Genomic DNA, 19,897 nt, shown 5'->3' with positions numbered 1-19,897 from the left:
GATCTTGTCCTGGTCTTCCATAAGAGCCTTGGCTTTTTTAATACATCATTCTCCAATACTAGCTCACCAATTTTAGCTCTCATATCTTTAAGCTTCTATCACGCTGAGCTTGTTCATTCTTTGCTTCTAACTTTAAATCATTCATACCAGCATTTAAAAAATCATCAGGCCAAGCTTGAACTTCTGATTGTTTCAAATCATTTTCTCTACAGATATCTGCAAGAGTTACTTCCTTTTTTAATATCTGTAGGACTAGCTCTGATTTCTTCTTTGCTGTCCATCTAGCTGCTTTTTCTAATGCCATATCTTTTACCTATAGATGGTCCATATTTAAGGGGGAACGCTATAATGACTCCATATGAGTATGAGTCTATAATAATTAAGACTGAAGGTAATTTATAAAGTGGTCGAACTTTTGGGTAACCTCAATTTTTATAAAGAAAAATTGTTTCTCTTGAATTGTGATTGAAAAGCTGTTCTAAAGATGACTTTTAACATCCTATGATTTTGACGGTTACGCTATAAGTGTGTTAATGTGTAGTTATGAAGATAATTGGTTTTTCTGCTGCACAAGAAATAAGAACAGGTGGTCACAAAAGATATATTGAATTAATCAGTGACATTGCCAAAAAAGAAAATGAAGTCGTTCTTTTTGGGACAAAAAAATTTAAGATAAATAATAAAAATGTTGTTGTTAGAATATTACCTAATGTTAATAAAAGTTTTTTTTCATCAACAAGTATGTTCTATAAAAAATACCTTGATAAAACACTTATAAGAAATACAGCTGATTGGATAATTATATTTGGTGAAACGAGTTTTTATGGCTCATTGGCCATTAAACAAAAAACAGGTGCTAAGTTACTAATAGCCCTAAGAAGTAATTTTGTAGAAGAGGAAATATTATCGATAAAGTATTCCTTAAACCTTCTTGATAAATTGAAATCTGTAATCCTATTGGTTAAATCATTAATCTTAGAAAAAAGAATTAGCAAAAAGGCAGATCTTATTGTATTTCAAACAGTACATGATCTTGAAGCATTTTGTAAACGTAATCCCAAAAGTACTAATGTTTGTAAAATTATACCGAATCATATTGGTGCTAGTTGGATGAATCGTGAATATGAAAATAGTAATTCATCAACTGAAATCCAAAATATACTGTATGTTGGTAGTCTTGGTTTTCGAAAGGGAATTATGATTTTATTGAAAACATTTAATTTATTATGTAAAAAATATAATAATATTAAATTAACGGTTATTGGTGATGGTCCATATAAAAAGAAAGTAAAAAAATACATATTTAATCATAATCTTCAAGAAAATGTAAAACTTCTTGGAAAGGTTAGTAACCCTCTTGAAGAAATGTCTAAACATGATTTATTAGTATTACCTTCTTTATATGACAGTTATCCTAATGTTGCACTAGAAGCATTATTAGTTGGTATTCCTATTGTTGGAACTAGTGTTAGTGGATTTAAAGCTATTTTGAATGAAACAAAATATATGTGTAAACCTGGATCAGTCAAATCCATGTATGAAATGCTGCGTAAAATACTTTCTAATCAGTTGGAATATGAAGCTCTAAAAAAAGTAATGCAAAAGTGCAAAGCCAAACATGAATTTGACTGGTCAGAAAAATTCTTAGAGCTCATAAAAAACTATTAAAAGCTATACGATATAGAGGCTGCTATTTGATAATCTAGCTGAGTATTATCATGGGTGTTCTCATAATTTTGAAAATGGTAAAAAGCAGTATCAAAAATAAAACCAAGATTATCTGTTAATTTATTATTGTAACGAAATTGGATCCGGTTCATTACTTCATCTGTTCCTGTTGGTGTAGTTTTACCTACTGCTTCATTAGAATATTCCAAAAGATCAGTTAATTGGAGTTCTCCATTGAAAAGCAAAGTATATATCATACTGATACTTTGGTCCTTGTTGCTATACCAAGTACCCATTAAAGTAAAAAGGTTAGAATCATTCCCTATCCAGTGACCCAAACTGTCCACTTCTGTTACTTTGGATTTGTATAAAGAGACAATTGTTTTTGTGTAGGTATAACTGAGTAAAGGGTATTTTTCTAAATAAAAGTAGGGATCTGTATGAGTATATTCAGCTCCCCATGTAAAATAACCATGAGAACCCCCATCAATGGTCCCTCTTATGCCAGCTAAATAGGCAATGGCATTTGGTTCATTAGCATCAGGCCATTTCTTTTGTTCTTCTGTAGTTGACCATTGGTCTGAAGATAAATGACCATAGAACATAATACCAGGTATGGGTGTGTAGTTGAGTTCTGCAACAGCTAGGATATTTGCATATTTCAAGAACCTATCCATAAAACTGGAATGAAAAACCATGAATGGATTAAGATCTCCTAATTGAGGATATTGGTTAGCTTGGATAGCCGATTCTGAAATACTAAATAATAAATTATTTGTTATTTGAATATCTGCTCTATGAGCATATAGTGCCTTATATAAATCAAAACCTAATACATCTTCATCCCATTCATCGTATCCATTATTTCCTTTGTATGTACCATCACCATTTGGAGTGGAATAATAAGATAGTAGGTCTTCATAGGAAGAGGCTTTTCCATTGCTATCGTACACCACAGGATTAATGGACATCCACATAAAAGAAAAAGTGACTGGTTTCCATTGGCTTTTAAGTCTAATAAATTCGTGGTACTCAGTAGCATCAGAAATGAGGAAGTTACCAGTTAATCCCGTTCCCCAATCCAGTAAATCTCTTCCCGCTGTTACATTCCAATTATTGCCCCCCCAACTAAAAACAGATCTTTGTAAGAACTCGAGATCTATCCATAGGTTGTAAGGTAAATTAGAATAATTACTATCGTAATACTCTGTAACAGTTCTATCATTTTTGAATACGGCATCAACACCAACATAAGCAGATTCTCCAATCAGAAAATCATTATATAATCCAAAAAAAGGAAGACGATCCGCATAGGAATAGGAGAACTCATTAATATTAGTATTTGTATGATAATAACCTTCCATGGCTATTAGGCCTGAAAAATCTAGGTTCAAACCATCTGCAATAGTGAAACGGGGTTGTTTATATATTAAGCTATTGATTTTTTTGTAGGCTTCGTTTTGGTTTACATTTAAACCAATTACATCTATTTTTTCTAATTGAGTGAGTAGCTCTTGAATGGTTACAGGTTTTGCTACTAATGTTAAAGTTCTACCTGTTGACAAAAATAGGTAATCCATTAAATCATATACTTTGGAATTATTAGGTATTAATTCTTGTGTGTTTAGTGCTGAGATTTCACTTACAGATAAAGTACTAGTTATTATAAAACTGAGAACTAAAATTTTTTGTTTCATTGTTTATCTTCCACTTCCAGTAAAGACAGTCATAACTGTTTTAAGCAAAATTTTAAAATCTAAAATAGGATTTCTGTTCTTTAGATAATAAAGATCATATTCTAGCTTTCTACCAGTATCTGAAATTGTATCTGTATATTCCATATTTACTTGAGCCCAACCTGTTAAGCCAGGTTTGACCAAATGTCGAAGATTATAGTGAGGAATCTGTTTTACTAATTCTTTTACAAATTCAGGTCTTTCCGGTCTAGGTCCAATTAAACTCATATCTCCTTTGAGAACATTGAATAATTGAGGAAATTCATCTATTCGTGTAGCTCTTAAAAACCTACCAACTTTTGTTACTCGAGGATCGTTCTTAGTCGACCATTGAGCCCCATATTTTTCTGCATCAATTTTCATAGATCTAAATTTGTATATTCTGTATTCTTTGCCCCCTTTACCTATACGTATTTGACTATAGAGAATGGGACCTTTACTTGTAATCTTAACCAAGAATGCGGCAATTATAGAAAGAGGAAGAATGATGGGGAGCATAATAAGCGATAATAGAATGTCTTCTAATCTTTTTATTACCTCGAAAAATTCTTTTGATGAACCCCTTAGGTTTTCCAGAAACCATATTTCATTAGTGGCATAAATGGGAATGGTTCTATTATATTCTTCCCAAAAGGAACTAATATTATAGAAATTGATTTTTTGTGGAATTAAATCGTATAGATTTCTTTTAATAGATTGGTACCAATTTTCACTGATAACAACAGTATGAATCTCATTTTGAGAAATAAACTGTTCTAATTTTTCTATATCTCTAAATAACACGGTTCCTTTATTTATAATTTCTTCAGGTTTATTTATTTCTTTATCAAGAAGAATTGCCACAGGTTTGTAACCGAGTTTATGATTCTTGTGTAATGATTTCACTAGTAATAGAGAGTTTTCATCTCCACCTATTATAACAACGTTTTTTATATGTCCAATATAATTAAAGACTTTGTTGAAAATAAATCTCCAAAAATAGAACAAAACAGTAAAAATAATGGACTGTAGTATTAGGTTTGTTTTAGGTGTTATACCAAACTGTGGGACTATATAAAATAAGCCCATAGATATGAAAACGTTCATCACTATGGCAAAAAAATAATTTTTATGACTCCATTTTCGTATAAGACTGTACAAATCCCAAGCATAAAACACGATACACCATACAATAAATAACCAAGTGAATGATACTATGTGTTGCCACCAAACTAAATTCGTAAAGCTGTTACCATATCTAATAAATATGGTAACAAGAAGACTAAGTTGTAACATACTATAGTCTCCCAGGAACATAAAAAACTTCTGAGTTTGTGATTTCATATTGACTACAATATATGTTATACTCGGCCAAATATCAAGCAAGGATAGCAGATGAAAATAGCCTATATAATAACACGTGGTGACCACTTTGGTGGAGCCCAAATTCATGTACGTGATATGTGTATACATTTATTAAAGTTAGGCCATCAAGTGGAAGTCATTGTTGGGAGTAGAGGTGATTTTACTAAACAATTAGAAAGCCATAATATTCCCTTTTATCATATACAAGAATTGCAAAGAAGTATTTCTCCTATAAAGGATTACGTGGCATATCGAAAAATTCGATCTGTCATTATTAAGAATAATTATGATATTTTATCAACTCATACTTCAAAAGCTGGAATTGTAGGAAGATATGCTGCACATAAGTTAAAGACAAAGGTTATTTTTACTGCTCATGGTTGGGCTTTTACTGATGGGGTCGGTGATTTTAAACAAAAAGTTTATGCAGCAATTGAAAGACATTTTAGTAGATTTTGTGACAGGATAATAACGGTCTCACGAAACGACTTTGATTTGGCTTTAAGGTTTAATGTTGCAACTGAAAAAAAAATGAAAGTTATTCATAATGGATTACCTCTCTTGGAAGAGATAAAAAGAGAGTTCAAAGAAGCTTTTACATCAGATAATCCCCTTCAAATGGTAATGGTTTCTAGGTTTCAGAAGCAGAAAGATCATTTTACATTGTTAAAAGCGTTGAAGGAACTAAAGGGCTTATATTGGGTATGTAATTTTATCGGTGATGGTCCCCTGGAAAACTCTGTAAAAAAAATGGTCCATGAATATGGATTGGAAAAACAAGTTGTATTCCATAATAAAAGAAATGATGTACCGGACTTTCTCAAAAAAGTAGATCTATTTTTACTTATTAGTAATTGGGAAGGATTTCCAAGAAGTACACTAGAAGCTATGAGAGCCTCTCTGCCAGTAATTGTAAGTGATGTAGGCGGTTCTCGTGAGTCCATCATTGAAGATAAAACGGGTTTTATTGTACCTCATGGTGACAATATTATTGTTAAAGAACGTATAGAGTATTTTCTAAATAACCCCAAGGATGTTCTCAATTTTGGATTAGAAGGTCGAAAGCATTATGTAGAAAATTTCACATTTGCAACAATGTTTGATAAGACATTTACCTTATATAAGTCTGTATTAGGAGTTTAAATTGAATATATTGATTACAGGAGCTGCAGGATTTATTGGATCTAATCTTTCAAAAAAGTTAGTAAATGATCATTATGTTATAGGAATTGATAACTTTGATCCTTTCTATTCAAGATTAATTAAAGATAACAATATAGAACCATTGAACTCAAATCCTAGATTTGAGTTCTATGAAACTGATATATTAGATTCAAAATTTAATAAAATTATTGAAACAAATAATATAGATATTATCTTCCATTTGGCAGGTAAAGCTGGAGTACGTCCCTCCATTGAAGACCCTGTTGGTTATACTAAGAATAATATTGAGGCCACTGTTAAACTAATGGAATTAGCTTCTCAAAATAGTATTTCTGATATTGTTTTTGCTTCTTCTTCCAGTGTTTATGGAAATAATGATAAAGTTCCTTTTTCTGAAAATGATAGAGTCGATTTCCCTATTTCTCCCTATGCAGCGACAAAAAAGGCTTGTGAGTTATTGACCCATACTTATGCTAAAACCAAAGACATGCGTATTGCTGCAATGAGATTTTTTACAGTATATGGGCCGGGCCAAAGACCAGATCTGGCAATAAATAAGTTTACAAGAATGATAGATGAGGGTACTCCCATTCCTTTCTATGGGGATGGTACAACAGAAAGAGACTACACCTTTATTGATGATATTGTTCATGGTTTGGAAAATGTTATGGATTGGTTACTAAATCAACCAAGAGGAACCTGGGATGTATTTAATTTAGGAGAATCACAAACAACAAGTCTTTCTTCCTTAGTTACACTTATTCAGAATGCTTTAGGTAAAAAGGCTATCATTGATAGACAACCAATGCAGTTAGGTGATGTACAAAGAACCTTCGCTGATATTAGTAAGAGTAAAAAAACTTTTGGATTTAATCCAAAAACAAAGATTACTGAGGGGATACCCTTATACGTTGAATACTATAAATCACAAAAGGAGTTATAAAATTGATCTTGAAAAAGTATGCATTAATTCTGATATTATCCATTCTTAGTACATCATTATTTTGCCAATCTTGGTCTGACATAACTAAAGGTACGAGTCTCTCAAATGAAAAAAAACCAGAAAACATTATGGTATGGAGTAAAGATCTAGATAGTTATAAGAAGATATCCCTCATTCCCAATAGTTCTGAAAAAAATACTATTGAGAAGGCCATTAAAAATATAAAACCTAATGTAATATCTGAAACATTGATTTATATTCCGAAATATAGTGATGACAATATTAAGCTTGAACTATTTAATTCATTAAGATCAATTTCAAAATTCGTAGATATAGACTATTGGAATTGGAATAAACAAAAAATGAGAGATATGTTTGACTATTCTAGAGTGATATCTAATAAGAATGATTTGACTCCACAGAATGATCCGCTTGAAGTGAATGTTAAAAATGATAAAATCTATGTTGATCAAGAAATGGAACCATTTTCAAGATTTGTGTCTGAATATAAATATCAAAGCAAAGCAAATATATTTACTTTTACTGGAACAAATATAACACCCATTAAGTATGATTGGTTTACGGCTGTAAAACCTGGAAATATGCTGACTTACTTTCAGATTTATTATGGTAGTGACTTTACTGTAATATATGGTGTAGGTGGTGTTGATGTGTTTGATGGTTTTGGAACTTTAAAAAATAAAATATCAGATCCTTTTTATTATCGGACAAATGGTCTTTTTGAATGGTATCTGGAAGAACACATAAAACCTATATTTGCAATGGAGCAAGATAATGAATAAGAGAATATTATTTCTATTGATAATTCTTACATCAGCTATCGTTCCAACTTTTGCACAAGTTTTATCTGATGTAAATGACGAGCTATATGTGGATTTGGATAGATGGTCTCGACAAGGATATATTGAAGTACCCGGGATGAAGCCACTACCAGCAAAAATGGTAATTGATTTATTACACGAAGTATACTCAAAGACTTCAGGTAATGATGCAAAGCTAGCCAGCTATTATTTGTCTGTAATAGACCGTAAGTTTGAGTTGGATACATCAATATCTCAAACTGCTAGAACGGACATTGATTCTTTTTATAGCCAAGCTAATATTGACATTTTTGCCTCTGGATTTGTATATGATAACTTACATGTTGATACTTTATCTAACCTTATGTTAATAGATAGGACGGATGGGGTTGTTCTTCCTCTTTTGCAAAGATCCATACAGGATTATACTATTGATCAAACAGATTTTTCTGTAAAAGGAAGAACGTTTTTATTATCACCAGGCTTAACAAATGATCTATCATACAATTGGAGAAACTTTTACTTAGAAACGGGACTAACACGGAATTCTTATGGCCCCGAATTAGATAGTATTGTTCTCAATCCGGGAGCTAAACAGTCCGCTGGTTTAAGCATTTATTGGATAGGTAATAATTTAACTTATACTCAAACAATAAAAACCCTTTTAGCCACTACAGATGTTGGTGGTGAAAATGTTATTATTGATTCTGATGGAACAATAGATACATATCCTGATAAATATTTTCAATTCCATTCACTTGAGTGGAGGCCTAAGTCTTGGGTAAAGATGTCCTACTTTGAGACTGTAGTCTATGGAGAAAGAATCGAGCCAATGTATTTCTTACCCTTTCAAGAGTACTTGTACACTTCCATATATCAAGGTAATGCAGATAACATATTGTTAGGAGGATCCTTGGAATTCTGGCTACCACAGGATATAAAGCTTAATAATACTGTCTATGCAGATGATCTCCATTTGATTGATATGTTGATGGGAGATTTCAATACGAAGTTTAAATTGGCAACCCAAAGTACGGTATCTTGGACACCTAAGGAATCCTTCCTAAGTCAGATCAAGTTAGGCTATACAGCAGTTCTTCCTTATATGTATACCCACAGAAAAGAAAGCTATAAATACTCTGATGAAGTTTACGTTGAAGCTTTGGACTCTTATGATTATTTAAACAATGAAGTGAACTATGTGAATTATTCACATATGGGTGAGTCATTAGGAACATCATTGGATCCTAACTCGGATAGATTAAAACTTAGCATGTCATTTGCACCAATTACGAACTTATCTTTTGACCTCTGGGGAAGTATGATGAGACATGGTAATGCTTCTGAGGGTGCTGATACTTCAGGTCATCGAGATTCTGTAGATGGATCTATCTTTGATTCTGGATATGACTATGAAAATAAGGATCACCTCTTTAATACAGCTAACTTCTTGACACAAGATGTTATAGAAACAACCTACCAAGCCGGTATCAATTTCAAATATTCCTCAGCATTCGGAATGACTGATTTCTTTGGTGGTTGTGGTTATACTTTTGAATATGTAGATAATGAAGGTGTTGTTAAGGGAGAGACAGCAATGAATCACTATCTCTCTCTTCGAGTTGGATATAATTTTTAGTCTTTTTTCTTCTTTGAGAAGTCAAACTTAAAGTCCTTAGCTATGCTAAGGATTTTTTTAAGATGTAAGTAATCCTTTATTGGATAAGCTCCATTGGCGTAATCTTCAATCATTTTACTATAAAGATCTTCCCATGTTTTTGATACTGCATCTACAGTATGGTCTTTTATATGGGTTATGGTATTAGCTTTAAACTTTTCGTATAAATCAGGATTTGATGTTATCGTAGTAATTCTATCAGCTAATTCTTCTGGTTTATCAGGATGGAATAGTAAACCATTCACTCCATCTTCTATTAGGTCTGGAATTCCTCTTGCATTAGCACCAATACAAACTAAGCCATTTACTTGGGATTCCAGAATAGTCATAGGTTGATTTTCTGTTTTTGATGCTGAGACAAATAACTTGGCAGCTTTAAAAACACCTGATTTGATCAGAGTAGAATAAGGGATAGATCCTAACATCATAACATTTGATTCATAAGGTTGATTTTTAATAATGTTTTCAACGTCTTTTCTTTGTGGACCATCACCAATTAGTAATAACTGCAGTTCTGAATCACTTTCCCATGCCTTTGCAAAGCCACGAACTACAGTAAGTAAGTTCTTTTCTTGGGCTAATCTACCAAAATATAAAATTACTTTTTCTCCAAGGTTATGTGTTTTTTTGAACTCTTTCCAATTTGTGTTATCAAAAATATCAGGACTAATTCCGTTGGATATCACTTTACCTTCTACATGGCATCCGTTTTCATGCATGGATTTTAGAGTACTAGGACTTGGTGCTGTGACTAAGTCTGCTGCATTATAGTAAAAGTTAGTATATTTCCATACAACAGGTTCAGTAGGTTTCCATATTTTATTAAACATGTGTTCATAATATGCTGGATCAGATATGAAGGTATGAAATGTACCTATTACGGGTACTTTAAGAAGTCTACCAATTTTAATACCTAAGTAAGAAGCAGTAAAAGGGGTCATGAAATGGACTAATTGAACACCTTCTTTTCTAAGCTTTCTATAAGTAGAAGTACTCCTAACTGTCGTCCATCTAAAATCTTCATAAAAAGTAGCTGGCAAAGAAGACAATCGAATGATAGTGATACCAGGATAATGAAAATCATCCTCTTTATTTATTTTTGGAGTAACAATATATATTCTGTGTCCACGATCTGCTAATGGCCTAGCCGTATTAAGGATTGCGGTAACTACCCCATTAACCATGGGATAAAAAGTATCTGTAAAAATAGCAATCTTCATGATTCCTCGCAAAATAACATAGTGATGAAGGCAAATATAACACATCGTATGCAAAAAGGGGAGTGTAATGCTATAGTATAATTATGACGAAGCAAATAAATAATAAACTAAGCCATTGGAAAAAAAGTTTTGAAAATAATGTTCTACCAAATCAAGTAAAATGTAGATTACTTACTATTATTGAAAAGAACCAATTAATAAGCCAGGGTAATAGAATAAAATCGGGTACTATCTTTGTTGTTGAAGATGACTGGGAGCCTTCAGATGTTTGGTTTTCTCAGTTTTCAGGAGTAATAATTTTAGCTCATGGCTCTCAAATATCTTATAGTTCATTGCACAATGTTATTATAAGCAACTCTGTTATCATTGAATATTGTTCCAGGCTTTCAATGATCTTTGTAGGTAGCCATTCTACTATTATACAATCACAAATAATGTCCTACAGAGAAAGTTCTTATGGTTTAGGACGCTATATCGATGTTGGTATTGAAACAGGAGGTCGGAGCATAAGTTTCTTTCCTGAAATGAATTTAGCCAATCTAAAAATGTCTGACGAAGAGTTGCCTAAAGGGTATTGTTATATTGGTAGTCACAGTTCTATCAATAATACAAAGAAAATAGTTGATTCCTATATAGGAGATTTTTCCACAGTAGATTGTGCACAAGTTGTGGATAATTCTTTCATTCTCAGTTCTAAACAAGAGCCAGTTATCATAAGTAATGGTTCTATTCTTCGCAATTCCTTAGTTCAATGGGGAGCTTGTGTAACAGATATGGCGATCGTTGAAGATTCAGCTTTGTTAGAACATAGTCATGTTGAAAGGCATGGGAAGGTATTTTCCAGTGTTATTGGTCCAAATACTGGTATTGCAGAAGGTGAAGTAACATCCTCTTTGGTAGGACCTTTTGTTGGTTTCCATCATCAGTCCTTACTGATAGCCGCATGGTGGCCAGAAGGTAGAGGTAATGTCGCCTATGGAGCCAATATAGGATCAAATCACACATCCCGAATGCCTGATCAGGAGATATTGCCAGGGGAAGGTATCTTTTTTGGGTTGGATTCCGCAGTAAAGTATCCCTGTAACTTTGTTGAATCTCCTTATAGTATCATAGCCTTTGGTGTGACTATGCAACCGCAAAGGGTTAGTCTGCCTTTCAGTTTATTTAAACATCAAGAAGAACATCCTCATGATGTTCGAGCTGACTTTAATAGAATTATTCCGGCGTGGGTTCTCTCTGACAATATTTATGGTGTAATGCGTAATGAAGGAAAGTATAAAAAGAGAGATAAATCAAAAAGGCTCCTATGGGATCATCGAATCTTTCGTAAAGAGATTGTGGATAAAATGTGGATAGGACGTGAAAAACTACTTAAATTATCTGGAAAAGATGTGTATACATACTATGATGACACTCATTTAGGTAAGAACTACCTTTTAGAGTCTGATCGTATTAGAGCCATTGAAACCTACGAATTTTATATAGAATATTACTGTTTAATGGGATATACCCAGGCTGTTCTAGAACAACCTGGTATTGATTGGCCTTACCAGAAGGACTTAATGGATAGGTTTAATTGGATGGCTAGAGGGAAAGAAAGTAATTTAAAAAGATATATCACTATTTTAACATTAATTGGTGAACATATCCTTAAAAGCCGTCAAAAGGATGATCGAAGGGGAGAGAAAATCATCGATGATTATCATGATACTCATGCTCCTGCAGAAGAAGATCCCTTTGTTATTAGTTTTAGATCTCGTCTTGCTAATGAAGAGAACAAGATTAGCCTTTATTTAGATAAAAAAGCTCAGACCATTACCTAGAAAACGTCTGAGCAAATACCCAAAAACGTCAGACCTTTTTAGGTAAAAAGTCTGACGTTTTTATATTAAGCAAAGTGATCTTTAAGAAAAGTTTTAAGATCTGCTAATGTATTTCCTAAGGAGTAAGCCTGTTTTTCCTTCTTTAGCAGGCTCTTCAGAGTTTCTGGAAGTTCTGGTTCTCGTCCTATAGCTTTCTGAGATACTTCAAGGAATTTACCAGCATGAGCAGTGGCAAGAGAAACCACATAACCAGATCCCTTAAGATATTCTGCAAGGAAGTTTTCACTGGCAAGAACTCCAACTGCAGTGTGGGGACAGATGAAACGGTTCTTCTCTTCATAGTAGCGTTTCATTGTGGATAAGGTTTCTTTATCTGAAATAGTTTCCCCTTGAATCATGGATCGCATCAAATTCCAATTGTCATCAAACACATGCCTTAATCTTTCAAAGTTACTAGGATTACCAACGTCCATAGCATTAGAGTATGTTGGTATCGATGGTCGTGGTTGGTAATCTCCTTTTTGAAGATATTCCGGTACAACATCATTAGCATTTGTAGCAGCTAGAAAACCTGATACGGGCAATCCCCATTTCCAGGCGTATATTCCGGCTGTCAAATTTCCAAAGTTGCCACTGGGAACACAGTAATAGATTTCTTCATCTAATTGTTCTTTAAGTTGTGAAAAGGCCCAAATATAATAAAAGGATTGAGGTATTAGACGTCCCAAATTGATTGAATTTGCAGATGTTAAAGGAAGTAACTTCATTAATTCTTCATCCACAAAAGCCTCTTTGACCATCTTTTGACAATCATCGAAGGATCCTTCAATTTCGATGGCTGTAATATTCTTACCCAATGTCGTTAATTGTTTCTCCTGAAGAGGGCTAACACGTCCTGAAGGATAAAGTATAACAACTTCAATATTATCTTTTTCATAAAAGGCTTGAGCTACTGCTGATCCTGTATCTCCACTTGTTGCTGTTAATATGATTGCCTTACGATTATCGCCTTTAAGAAAGTGTTCCATTACTGTAGCTAAGTAGTTTGCTCCAAAATCTTTAAAGGCTGATGAGGGACCATGATACAACTCGAGAATGGATAGTTGATCTTTAACCTTGTCTATTTTGGGAGCAAAAGGAAAAGCTTTCTGAGCAATGTCTGAAGCTTCCTTACGACTTAATTCTTCTGGCATTAGTGAGTAGGTCACTAATTCAGCAATCTCATTGATTGTTGTTTGGTGATTAAGTTCGAGAAAATCGGATTTTAAATTAATCCAATCTTCTGGAACATAAAGACCTCCGTCTGGCGCTAGACCTTGGAAAATAGCTTCTGAGAAGGATTTTTTTGCCTGATGGTTCCTTGTAGAGTAAAATTTCATATTAACTTCCTTTTGGGCCTAAAAAGGCATCGTGTACAACATTTAATGCTAAATTTCTGCTGGATTTATGTATTACAAAAGATATATTTCTTTCGCTTGAACCTTGTGCTATAGCCAGAACATTGATACCAGCATCACCAAGTGCTTTGAAAAGCTTTCCACTTATTCCGGGTGTTCCCCGCATATTCTCACCTATGATGGCTATGATTTCAAGTTCCTTTTGTAGATCAAATGATTGAATCAATTTACTTTGCAGTTCTGGTTGTAGTTTTGTTTGGAGAGTCTCCATTGCTAGATTTGCTTCATTAGCTTTACATACAAGACATATGCTATGCTCACTAGAGGCCTGACTGATCATTACTATATTGATATCAGCCTCTGCTAATGCGGTAAAAACTTTGGATGCAGCTCCAGGCATGCCGATCATTCCTCCACCTTCTACATTGATCATACAAACTTTTTCAATAGAAGCTATACCTGTAATAGGATTGGAGTGACGTTTTGGATTAGCTATTATTTTTGTGCCTGCGGCTGAAGGGTTAAGAGTGTTTTTAATAACTATAGGAATATTTTTCTCAACAACTGGAAGCATTGTTGAAGGATGGATTACTTCTGCACCAAAATAAGATAATTCCATTGCTTCCTGTGTACTAAGTTCGTTAATCACAAATGCATTTTGTACAAATCTGGGATCAGCACTCAACACACCATCAACATCAGTCCATATCTCCACCTTCTCAGCATCTAAAGCTCCGCCTACAATACTAGCAGAATAATCTGAGCCATTTCTTCCCAAAGTTGTTGTAATTCCTTCATTGGTGGCACCGATAAATCCGGTCATAATTGAGATTTTATCAATGTTTCTGAGCTGGGAGAGAATTTTTGTTTTTGTAGCTTTGCTATCCACTGCTGCATGATTAAATGATGTATTTGTAACGATTAATTTTCGGGCATCTATATAGGTAGCATCAATACCTAGAGATAAAAGATATCCCGTCATAAGCCTACAACTAAACCTTTCTCCAAAACTTGATACCAAATCTAAGCTTCGCGGACTGCATTCTTTAACTAATTCAATTCCATGGAGAATATCTTTAAGCTCCACTAAAAGCTGATTTATTTCCTGGATTTTTTCTTGTGATACTGATAAGTCATGGGCCGTTTTTATGGTGATATTTTTAATATTCTCTAGCTTTTCGTGATAGCTTTGATCACCGAGTTCTGCCAAACCTGATACTTCAATTAGCAGATTTGTTATACCTTTCATTGCTGATAGAACAACAACTTGATCCTGTCTGTCTTGAATAATATGAGCCACATTTTTTATTCTTTCACTATCAGCTAGGGAAGATCCTCCAAATTTCCTTACAATCATGATTTTATCCTATAGTTTTATTAAATATTTTTATATCCTGTTTAAAATAAATTTTCTACACCATTGATGATTCACCATTCCAAAGATATGATAAGTCATGAAATATATCCGAGTAATAATGTTTATTATATTAAGTCTATTCATTTCTTGTCAGTCAAATAAAAAACAAGAGGCAGACAACACATCTGTTAACATAAGTATTCCCAATGTAGATAATAATATTGAAGGTTCTGCCTCTCATAGTTTACCTTCTTCTGTAGATAAATCTTTAGACCGATTTTTTATGTTAAATCAAGCTAGTCGTATGCTCCCATCAGAACTATACCCCTATCATAATAATGGGAAAATTTATGCTATCTATAAAGACTTAGATGATGATGGGTACTCGGATCTAATTATAATGGCTATTCAAGCTAAGTCTTGGAGTGAATCTAATAGAGCTAATTTAGGAAATATAGACCGGCTTTACCAACAAGCTAACAAAAGAAAAGCTTATATCTATACTTTCTATCAGCATTCAGGTCGTGTCATATTAGGTGACGTTATTCCTATGGGAGAGTATCAAGTTTTTGGTCAATTTGTTGCTTATTCCTTAGCCCAATCAGATGTCCCTTTTTTATTGGTTGCCACATTCCCAAATATTGAAAAAGATGAGGTCAAGGCTACTGTCTGGAAGAAAGAACGACGGCAATCCTTGTCTTTGTTCAAAGACAAACAACGAGATTTCTTCATATCACAAGTGAACAATAATGAACTACTGGATATTGTACAAATAAGAAAAGGATTTGAGGAAGGTTTAGGATACGAAACTTTTCTATCGTGGGAAGAATGGGATGGATCAGAATTTGTTGAAAAGGCTTCTATCCCCCTTCTTCGAAGTTTACGGGAATATCTTAAACAGTTGGAAATAGTTATTTATCGTAAAGACTGGAAATACTTATTATCAAATATGGTTGACGTAAATCAACTCAATAAATTAAAAGCTAAGGGGTTTACGGAAGATGAAATCATTCAAAAGCTCTTCAAAGCTGATAATGATAGTTTGTATTGGAATTTTAATCCCAGAACGGTAAATTTACCTGAGCCGCTTGAGAATCCATTTTCAATAAACTCTCATCAGATTTATACTCTTTCCTTTAGAGTTCTAACAGATGACAATGGTGAATACTTTTTCAAGGCCTCTATTAGCCTAACAAGCAACCCTTTTGGCGATCGTAAGTTTAAGTTGATCTTTGATTGACAATTAGTTTTTCACACGTTAAAGTCCCATTATGCATAAATATATTGTAGATGGTGGCTTTCCTCTTAAAGGAAAGATTAAAGCTAATGGAAACAAAAATGCAGCGCTTCCTTGTATTGCTGCAGCTTTGCTAACTGATGAAGCAGTTATACTAGAGAACATTCCAGAGATAGAGGATGTTCTTGTAATGCTAAATATTCTAGAAAAAATAGGTTGTGAAGTTAAACACTTAAAAAAACATACCTTTCAAATCAAAGCTTCAGATATTAAGACACACGAAATTCCCGTAGAACTAGCGAAAGCTGTTAGAGCTTCTATATTGTTTGCAGGTCCTATGTTAGCTCGATTGGGAAAAGTTCAACTACCTCCTCCTGGGGGAGATGTTATAGGACGCCGTCGATTAGATACTCACTTTCTTGCTCTACTAAGTTTGGGAGCAAGTATAGACCATGATGGTGCTTTTAATATATCAACCAATAAACTTGTTGGTAAAAATGTATTTTTAGATGAAGCATCTGTAACGGCCACAGAGAATGCTATTATGGCAGCTGTTTTAGCTGAGGGTCAAACTGTTATGGAAAACGTAGCTTCTGAACCACATGTTCAGGATTTGTGTAATATGCTTAATCAGATGGGCGCTAAGATTACTGGTGTGGGTAGTAATATATTAACTATTGATGGGGTTAAGAAATTAAAAGGTACCACTTATAAAATTGGTGCTGATTTCATGGAAGTTGGTTCTTTGATTGGTCTAGCTGCTGTCACAAGAAGTGAATTAGAAATTACTGATGCTGATCCACAACACTTAAGAATGGTTAGGATCGCCTATAATAAAATGGGAATTCATTGGGAAACCTCTGGATCTTCTATATTAGTTCCCTCTGGTCAGAAGATGAGAGTTAATCCTGACTTTGGTGGTGCCATTCCTAAAATAGATGATGCCCCCTGGCCAGGATTCCCACCTGACTTAACTAGTATAATGACAGTAGTGGCTACACAGATCAATGGTACAATACTTATTCATGAGAAAATGTTTGAATCTAGAATGTTTTTTGTTGATAAATTAATTGCTATGGGTGCTGGGATTATTCTTTGTGATCCCCATAGAGCTGTTGTAACAGGCCCTTCTCGTCTACGGGGAAGTGACCTTGTTTCTCCTGATGTACGCGCTGGTATGGCCATGGTTATTGCTGCTTTATGTGCGGAAGGAACCAGTGAAATTCATAATGTCTATCAAATTGAAAGGGGTTATGAAAATATCTGTGAAAGGCTTCAGTTGCTTGGAGCACGAATCAAGCGATTACCAGAATAATAAAAGAGCAGCTAAAAAGCTGCTCTTTTTTGTATTGTTTTAACCCACAAGGTTACAAGAATGAGAAGTATTATAAAGAACATGAGAATTGTTCCTATTATAGCTAATCCCAATTGAAAATATTGGAGTAGTATTCCTGTGATAAGATAAAAAGAGTAGTTGTATATGATCTCGATAGGTTGCGCTAATAGAAAGAATACTATACTGGTCACCAGTCCAAAGGTGAATAAATGTGACCATTTATTTAATCTAAAACGATAGGAAAAATATGACCATCCGATAAAGAAGATGAAAAAACTAAATGGATAGACAATTCTATTTAGTATCTCTCTCTCAATTAATACATTGTCGTAAGGATAATAAGAATGATCTCGGTAAAAATTAATTAATACAGACAAAGAGAGCTTTTTTAAGTCATCAGAATGAGATGGTAATCTCATAAGTTTCTCCACATCAATATTGAGCTTAAAACTAACCATATCAATAGGTACTTCTAATCCTTGTCTTAATATCGGGTATCTTCTATCTTCAAAAGAATCTTCATCCAATGCCCGGAGGTAAATAGAATCTTCGATGAGTTTTGCATAGGGGGATATAATATGGATAGTGATTTTATCCTTATTGTATCTATAGATATTTAGATCTTGCCAATAGGTTCCATGATTCGTGTTAACCATTTTAGAGGCTGTTATAATTTCTAGTGGTTCTGTACTATTGATGAAAAATAAATTGGTCTTACCTTCTAATTGAAGATTCTTCTTTGCTTCAGATATAAAGAAAGCCTTTTTTTTAACAGTTCCTAAGCTCATGTAATAGTATTTCTCTAAATCAAGATCATTAGGATAAGTAAGTATGAGATTCTTAAATCCATAGTAGGCTCTTATTGGGTCACCTGATAAGAGAAGATTTAAGTACTCCTTTTTTTTATCGTAGTATTTTTCATTTGATAATTCATATTCTGTAAGCTGTAACTTGGATATTTTGTCTCTTTGAATTTCTATTAAGTTATCCACAACTATGTCTGATTTTTTCATTTGTTTGGCTATTAATAAGTAATTGAGAGCGACAACAGGTTTTTTTTCTTTCTGTGATAATTCAATGAGTTTTTCATAAGAATAATAGGTTAGGTCATTTTGTAAATTCTGGGATATTTTAGCATCAACATTTTGATCAGACATTTCTAGGGAACGCTCTCTTAAAAAGAGAAGCTGTTGTATTTCTTCATCATCGGGATGCATTTGGATATATTGCTCTAAGAGATTGACGGCCATTTTGTCATTCTTATCTGCTATCGCCGATTGAGCTTGATCCAGTAAACGTTCAGACATAAGTCTTGTATAGTTATAGCTGGAATACCTACTATCCAGTACATATTGTAAATAGTTATTATTTAATGTAGCCATTCCTGTTGCAAATACCATGATTGCGAAAAAAGGGTAAATGAGAGTTTCTGTTGTTAACTTTTGATTTAAACGAGGAACAATAAAGGAATAAAGGAGCAATATTATTACCACATTAGTGGCAAAAAAATTATCTAATAAATACTTCAAAGATTGATAAAAAATAATAATTCCCGTTATATATTTACCACTTAATACTCTGGATATGGAAACAGTACTGCCAATAATCACTATGATGAAAGTTAATAAAAGGAGATATAGTAAAAAAGTGTTAACTACTTTTTTTAGCATGAGACTTCCTGGCTGTTGTATATATCACACATAATACTACTATAAGTAGATAGATAATTCCTAAATGAATTTTTTCATAATATGACGTTGGTACATACTGCCTTAGTAGTTCGCTTGTCTGGCTATAAAATAAATTCACTTGATGTAAATATATAAATAGATAGAAGTATATGCCAAAGCTAAGTACTCTATAGTGAAAGAGGTGACTGATAGTTATTGTGGATATTAGAAACAAAGGTAAACTGATATACAATATAATCTTTAAGAGAGACTGAGATCTCCATTTGGATAATATATTTATTATTTTAGAATATTCATTTATCCATTGTTGAATTAGATTAGGAACAGTTTGCAAGTGAATTAAACTAAATCTCTCTCTCCCATGACTTTTGGGCCTTGTGGATGTTTCTGTTATGGTCTGGTCAGGTTCTAATTGTAGATATCTATCATTTCTTTTATACACTATCTGATCAAAGGGATATATGACACCATTTTCAAATTGC

15 protein-coding genes are annotated in these 19,897 nt (G+C 33.5%); 8 read left to right on the top strand and 7 right to left on the bottom strand.

Features of this window, described 5'->3' with window-relative positions; translation table 11 throughout:
• Positions 1–79: 79 nt before the first annotated feature.
• Complete coding sequence (locus tag K345_RS19280; protein WP_053227976.1) at positions 80–304, bottom strand: transposase; 225 nt, start codon at positions 302–304, stop codon at positions 80–82.
• A gap of 239 nt (positions 305–543) precedes the next feature.
• Between K345_RS19280 and K345_RS0101730 the strand changes: the two genes are divergently transcribed.
• Positions 544–1,668: a glycosyltransferase family 4 protein gene (locus tag K345_RS0101730; protein ID WP_028972707.1), complete on the top strand. Its 1,125-nt coding sequence runs from the start codon at positions 544–546 to the stop codon at positions 1,666–1,668.
• Here the strand turns inward: K345_RS0101730 and K345_RS0101725 are convergent.
• Entirely contained in the window at positions 1,665–3,365 is a 1,701-nt protein-coding gene (locus K345_RS0101725) for a hypothetical protein (RefSeq protein WP_028972706.1), read from the bottom strand. The genes K345_RS0101730 and K345_RS0101725 overlap by 4 nt on opposite strands.
• 3 nt (positions 3,366–3,368) lie before the next feature.
• Entirely contained in the window at positions 3,369–4,727 is a 1,359-nt protein-coding gene (locus K345_RS22020) for a sugar transferase (protein ID WP_169714741.1), read from the bottom strand.
• Positions 4,728–4,778: 51 nt separating this feature from the next.
• On the opposite strand from K345_RS22020, the gene K345_RS0101715 reads away from it, so the two are divergent.
• The 4 genes from K345_RS0101715 to K345_RS0101700 are packed head-to-tail and all read left to right on the top strand — an operon-like array spanning position 4,779 to position 9,315.
• Entirely contained in the window at positions 4,779–5,891 is a 1,113-nt protein-coding gene (locus K345_RS0101715; RefSeq protein WP_028972705.1) for a glycosyltransferase family 4 protein, read from the top strand.
• Between the two features lies 1 nt (position 5,892).
• Positions 5,893–6,855: a GDP-mannose 4,6-dehydratase gene (locus tag K345_RS0101710; RefSeq protein ID WP_028972704.1), complete on the top strand. Its 963-nt coding sequence runs from the start codon at positions 5,893–5,895 to the stop codon at positions 6,853–6,855.
• 8 nt (positions 6,856–6,863) lie between these two features.
• Positions 6,864–7,658, top strand: a complete 795-nt coding sequence (locus K345_RS0101705) for a DUF6675 family protein (RefSeq protein WP_156888269.1) — start codon at positions 6,864–6,866, stop codon at positions 7,656–7,658.
• Positions 7,651–9,315: a hypothetical protein gene (locus K345_RS0101700; protein ID WP_028972702.1), complete on the top strand. Its 1,665-nt coding sequence runs from the start codon at positions 7,651–7,653 to the stop codon at positions 9,313–9,315. Before K345_RS0101705 ends, K345_RS0101700 begins: the two co-directional genes overlap by 8 nt.
• Here K345_RS0101700 and K345_RS19270 read toward each other — a convergent pair.
• Positions 9,312–10,574 carry a glycosyltransferase gene (locus tag K345_RS19270; protein WP_053227974.1) on the bottom strand — a complete coding sequence of 421 codons (1,263 nt, stop codon included), beginning with the start codon at positions 10,572–10,574 and terminating at the stop codon, positions 9,312–9,314. The two genes, K345_RS0101700 and K345_RS19270, sit on opposite strands and share 4 nt — an antisense overlap.
• Positions 10,575–10,657: 83 nt before the next feature.
• Here K345_RS19270 and K345_RS0101690 point away from each other — a divergent pair, with 83 nt between their 5' ends.
• Positions 10,658–12,397 carry a DUF4954 family protein gene (locus K345_RS0101690; RefSeq protein ID WP_028972701.1) on the top strand — a complete coding sequence of 580 codons (1,740 nt, stop codon included), beginning with the start codon at positions 10,658–10,660 and terminating at the stop codon, positions 12,395–12,397.
• Between the two features lie 65 nt (positions 12,398–12,462).
• Here the strand turns inward: K345_RS0101690 and thrC are convergent, their stop codons facing one another.
• Positions 12,463–13,776 (bottom strand): threonine synthase, encoded by a 1,314-nt coding sequence (gene thrC / locus K345_RS0101685; RefSeq protein ID WP_028972700.1) that lies wholly within the window; start codon positions 13,774–13,776, stop codon positions 12,463–12,465.
• Between the two features lies 1 nt (position 13,777).
• Positions 13,778–15,151: an aspartate kinase gene (locus tag K345_RS0101680; RefSeq protein WP_028972699.1), complete on the bottom strand. Its 1,374-nt coding sequence runs from the start codon at positions 15,149–15,151 to the stop codon at positions 13,778–13,780.
• A 118-nt stretch (positions 15,152–15,269) separates the two neighbouring features.
• On the opposite strand from K345_RS0101680, the gene K345_RS0101675 reads away from it, so the two are divergent.
• Positions 15,270–16,391 (top strand): hypothetical protein, encoded by a 1,122-nt coding sequence (locus tag K345_RS0101675; RefSeq protein ID WP_156888267.1) that lies wholly within the window; start codon positions 15,270–15,272, stop codon positions 16,389–16,391.
• A gap of 31 nt (positions 16,392–16,422) precedes the next feature.
• Positions 16,423–17,703, top strand: a complete 1,281-nt coding sequence (murA, locus tag K345_RS0101670; RefSeq protein WP_028972697.1) for a UDP-N-acetylglucosamine 1-carboxyvinyltransferase — start codon at positions 16,423–16,425, stop codon at positions 17,701–17,703.
• An 11-nt stretch (positions 17,704–17,714) separates the two neighbouring features.
• Here the strand turns inward: murA and K345_RS0101665 are convergent, their stop codons facing one another.
• Positions 17,715–19,394, bottom strand: coding sequence for a hypothetical protein (locus K345_RS0101665; RefSeq protein ID WP_028972696.1), 1,680 nt, complete (start codon positions 19,392–19,394; stop codon positions 17,715–17,717).
• Positions 19,395–19,897: the final 503 nt, after the last annotated feature.

The organism is Spirochaeta cellobiosiphila DSM 17781 (assembly GCF_000426705.1).
Lineage (GTDB): Bacteria > Spirochaetota > Spirochaetia > DSM-17781 > DSM-17781 > Spirochaeta_E > Spirochaeta_E cellobiosiphila.
The sequence above is the reverse complement of the archived record's forward strand: the minus strand, read 5'-3'. Positions and strand labels throughout refer to the sequence as shown.

Excerpts from the sequence above, each read along its gene's own strand:
- K345_RS19280 (WP_053227976.1), bottom strand. The coding sequence starts at position 304 with ATGGCATTAGAAAAAGCAGCTAGATGGACAGCAAAGAAGAAATCAGAG.
- K345_RS0101730 (WP_028972707.1), top strand. The coding sequence starts at position 544 with ATGAAGATAATTGGTTTTTCTGCTGCACAAGAAATAAGAACAGGTGGT.
- K345_RS0101725 (WP_028972706.1), bottom strand. The coding sequence starts at position 3,365 with ATGAAACAAAAAATTTTAGTTCTCAGTTTTATAATAACTAGTACTTTA.
- K345_RS22020 (WP_169714741.1), bottom strand. The coding sequence starts at position 4,727 with ATGAAATCACAAACTCAGAAGTTTTTTATGTTCCTGGGAGACTATAGT.
- K345_RS0101715 (WP_028972705.1), top strand. The coding sequence starts at position 4,779 with ATGAAAATAGCCTATATAATAACACGTGGTGACCACTTTGGTGGAGCC.
- K345_RS0101700 (WP_028972702.1), top strand. The coding sequence starts at position 7,651 with ATGAATAAGAGAATATTATTTCTATTGATAATTCTTACATCAGCTATC.
- K345_RS19270 (WP_053227974.1), bottom strand. The coding sequence starts at position 10,574 with ATGAAGATTGCTATTTTTACAGATACTTTTTATCCCATGGTTAATGGG.
- K345_RS0101690 (WP_028972701.1), top strand. The coding sequence starts at position 10,658 with ATGACGAAGCAAATAAATAATAAACTAAGCCATTGGAAAAAAAGTTTT.
- thrC (WP_028972700.1), bottom strand. The coding sequence starts at position 13,776 with ATGAAATTTTACTCTACAAGGAACCATCAGGCAAAAAAATCCTTCTCA.
- K345_RS0101680 (WP_028972699.1), bottom strand. The coding sequence starts at position 15,151 with ATGATTGTAAGGAAATTTGGAGGATCTTCCCTAGCTGATAGTGAAAGA.
- K345_RS0101675 (WP_156888267.1), top strand. The coding sequence starts at position 15,270 with ATGTTTATTATATTAAGTCTATTCATTTCTTGTCAGTCAAATAAAAAA.
- murA (WP_028972697.1), top strand. The coding sequence starts at position 16,423 with ATGCATAAATATATTGTAGATGGTGGCTTTCCTCTTAAAGGAAAGATT.
- K345_RS0101665 (WP_028972696.1), bottom strand. The coding sequence starts at position 19,394 with ATGCTAAAAAAAGTAGTTAACACTTTTTTACTATATCTCCTTTTATTA.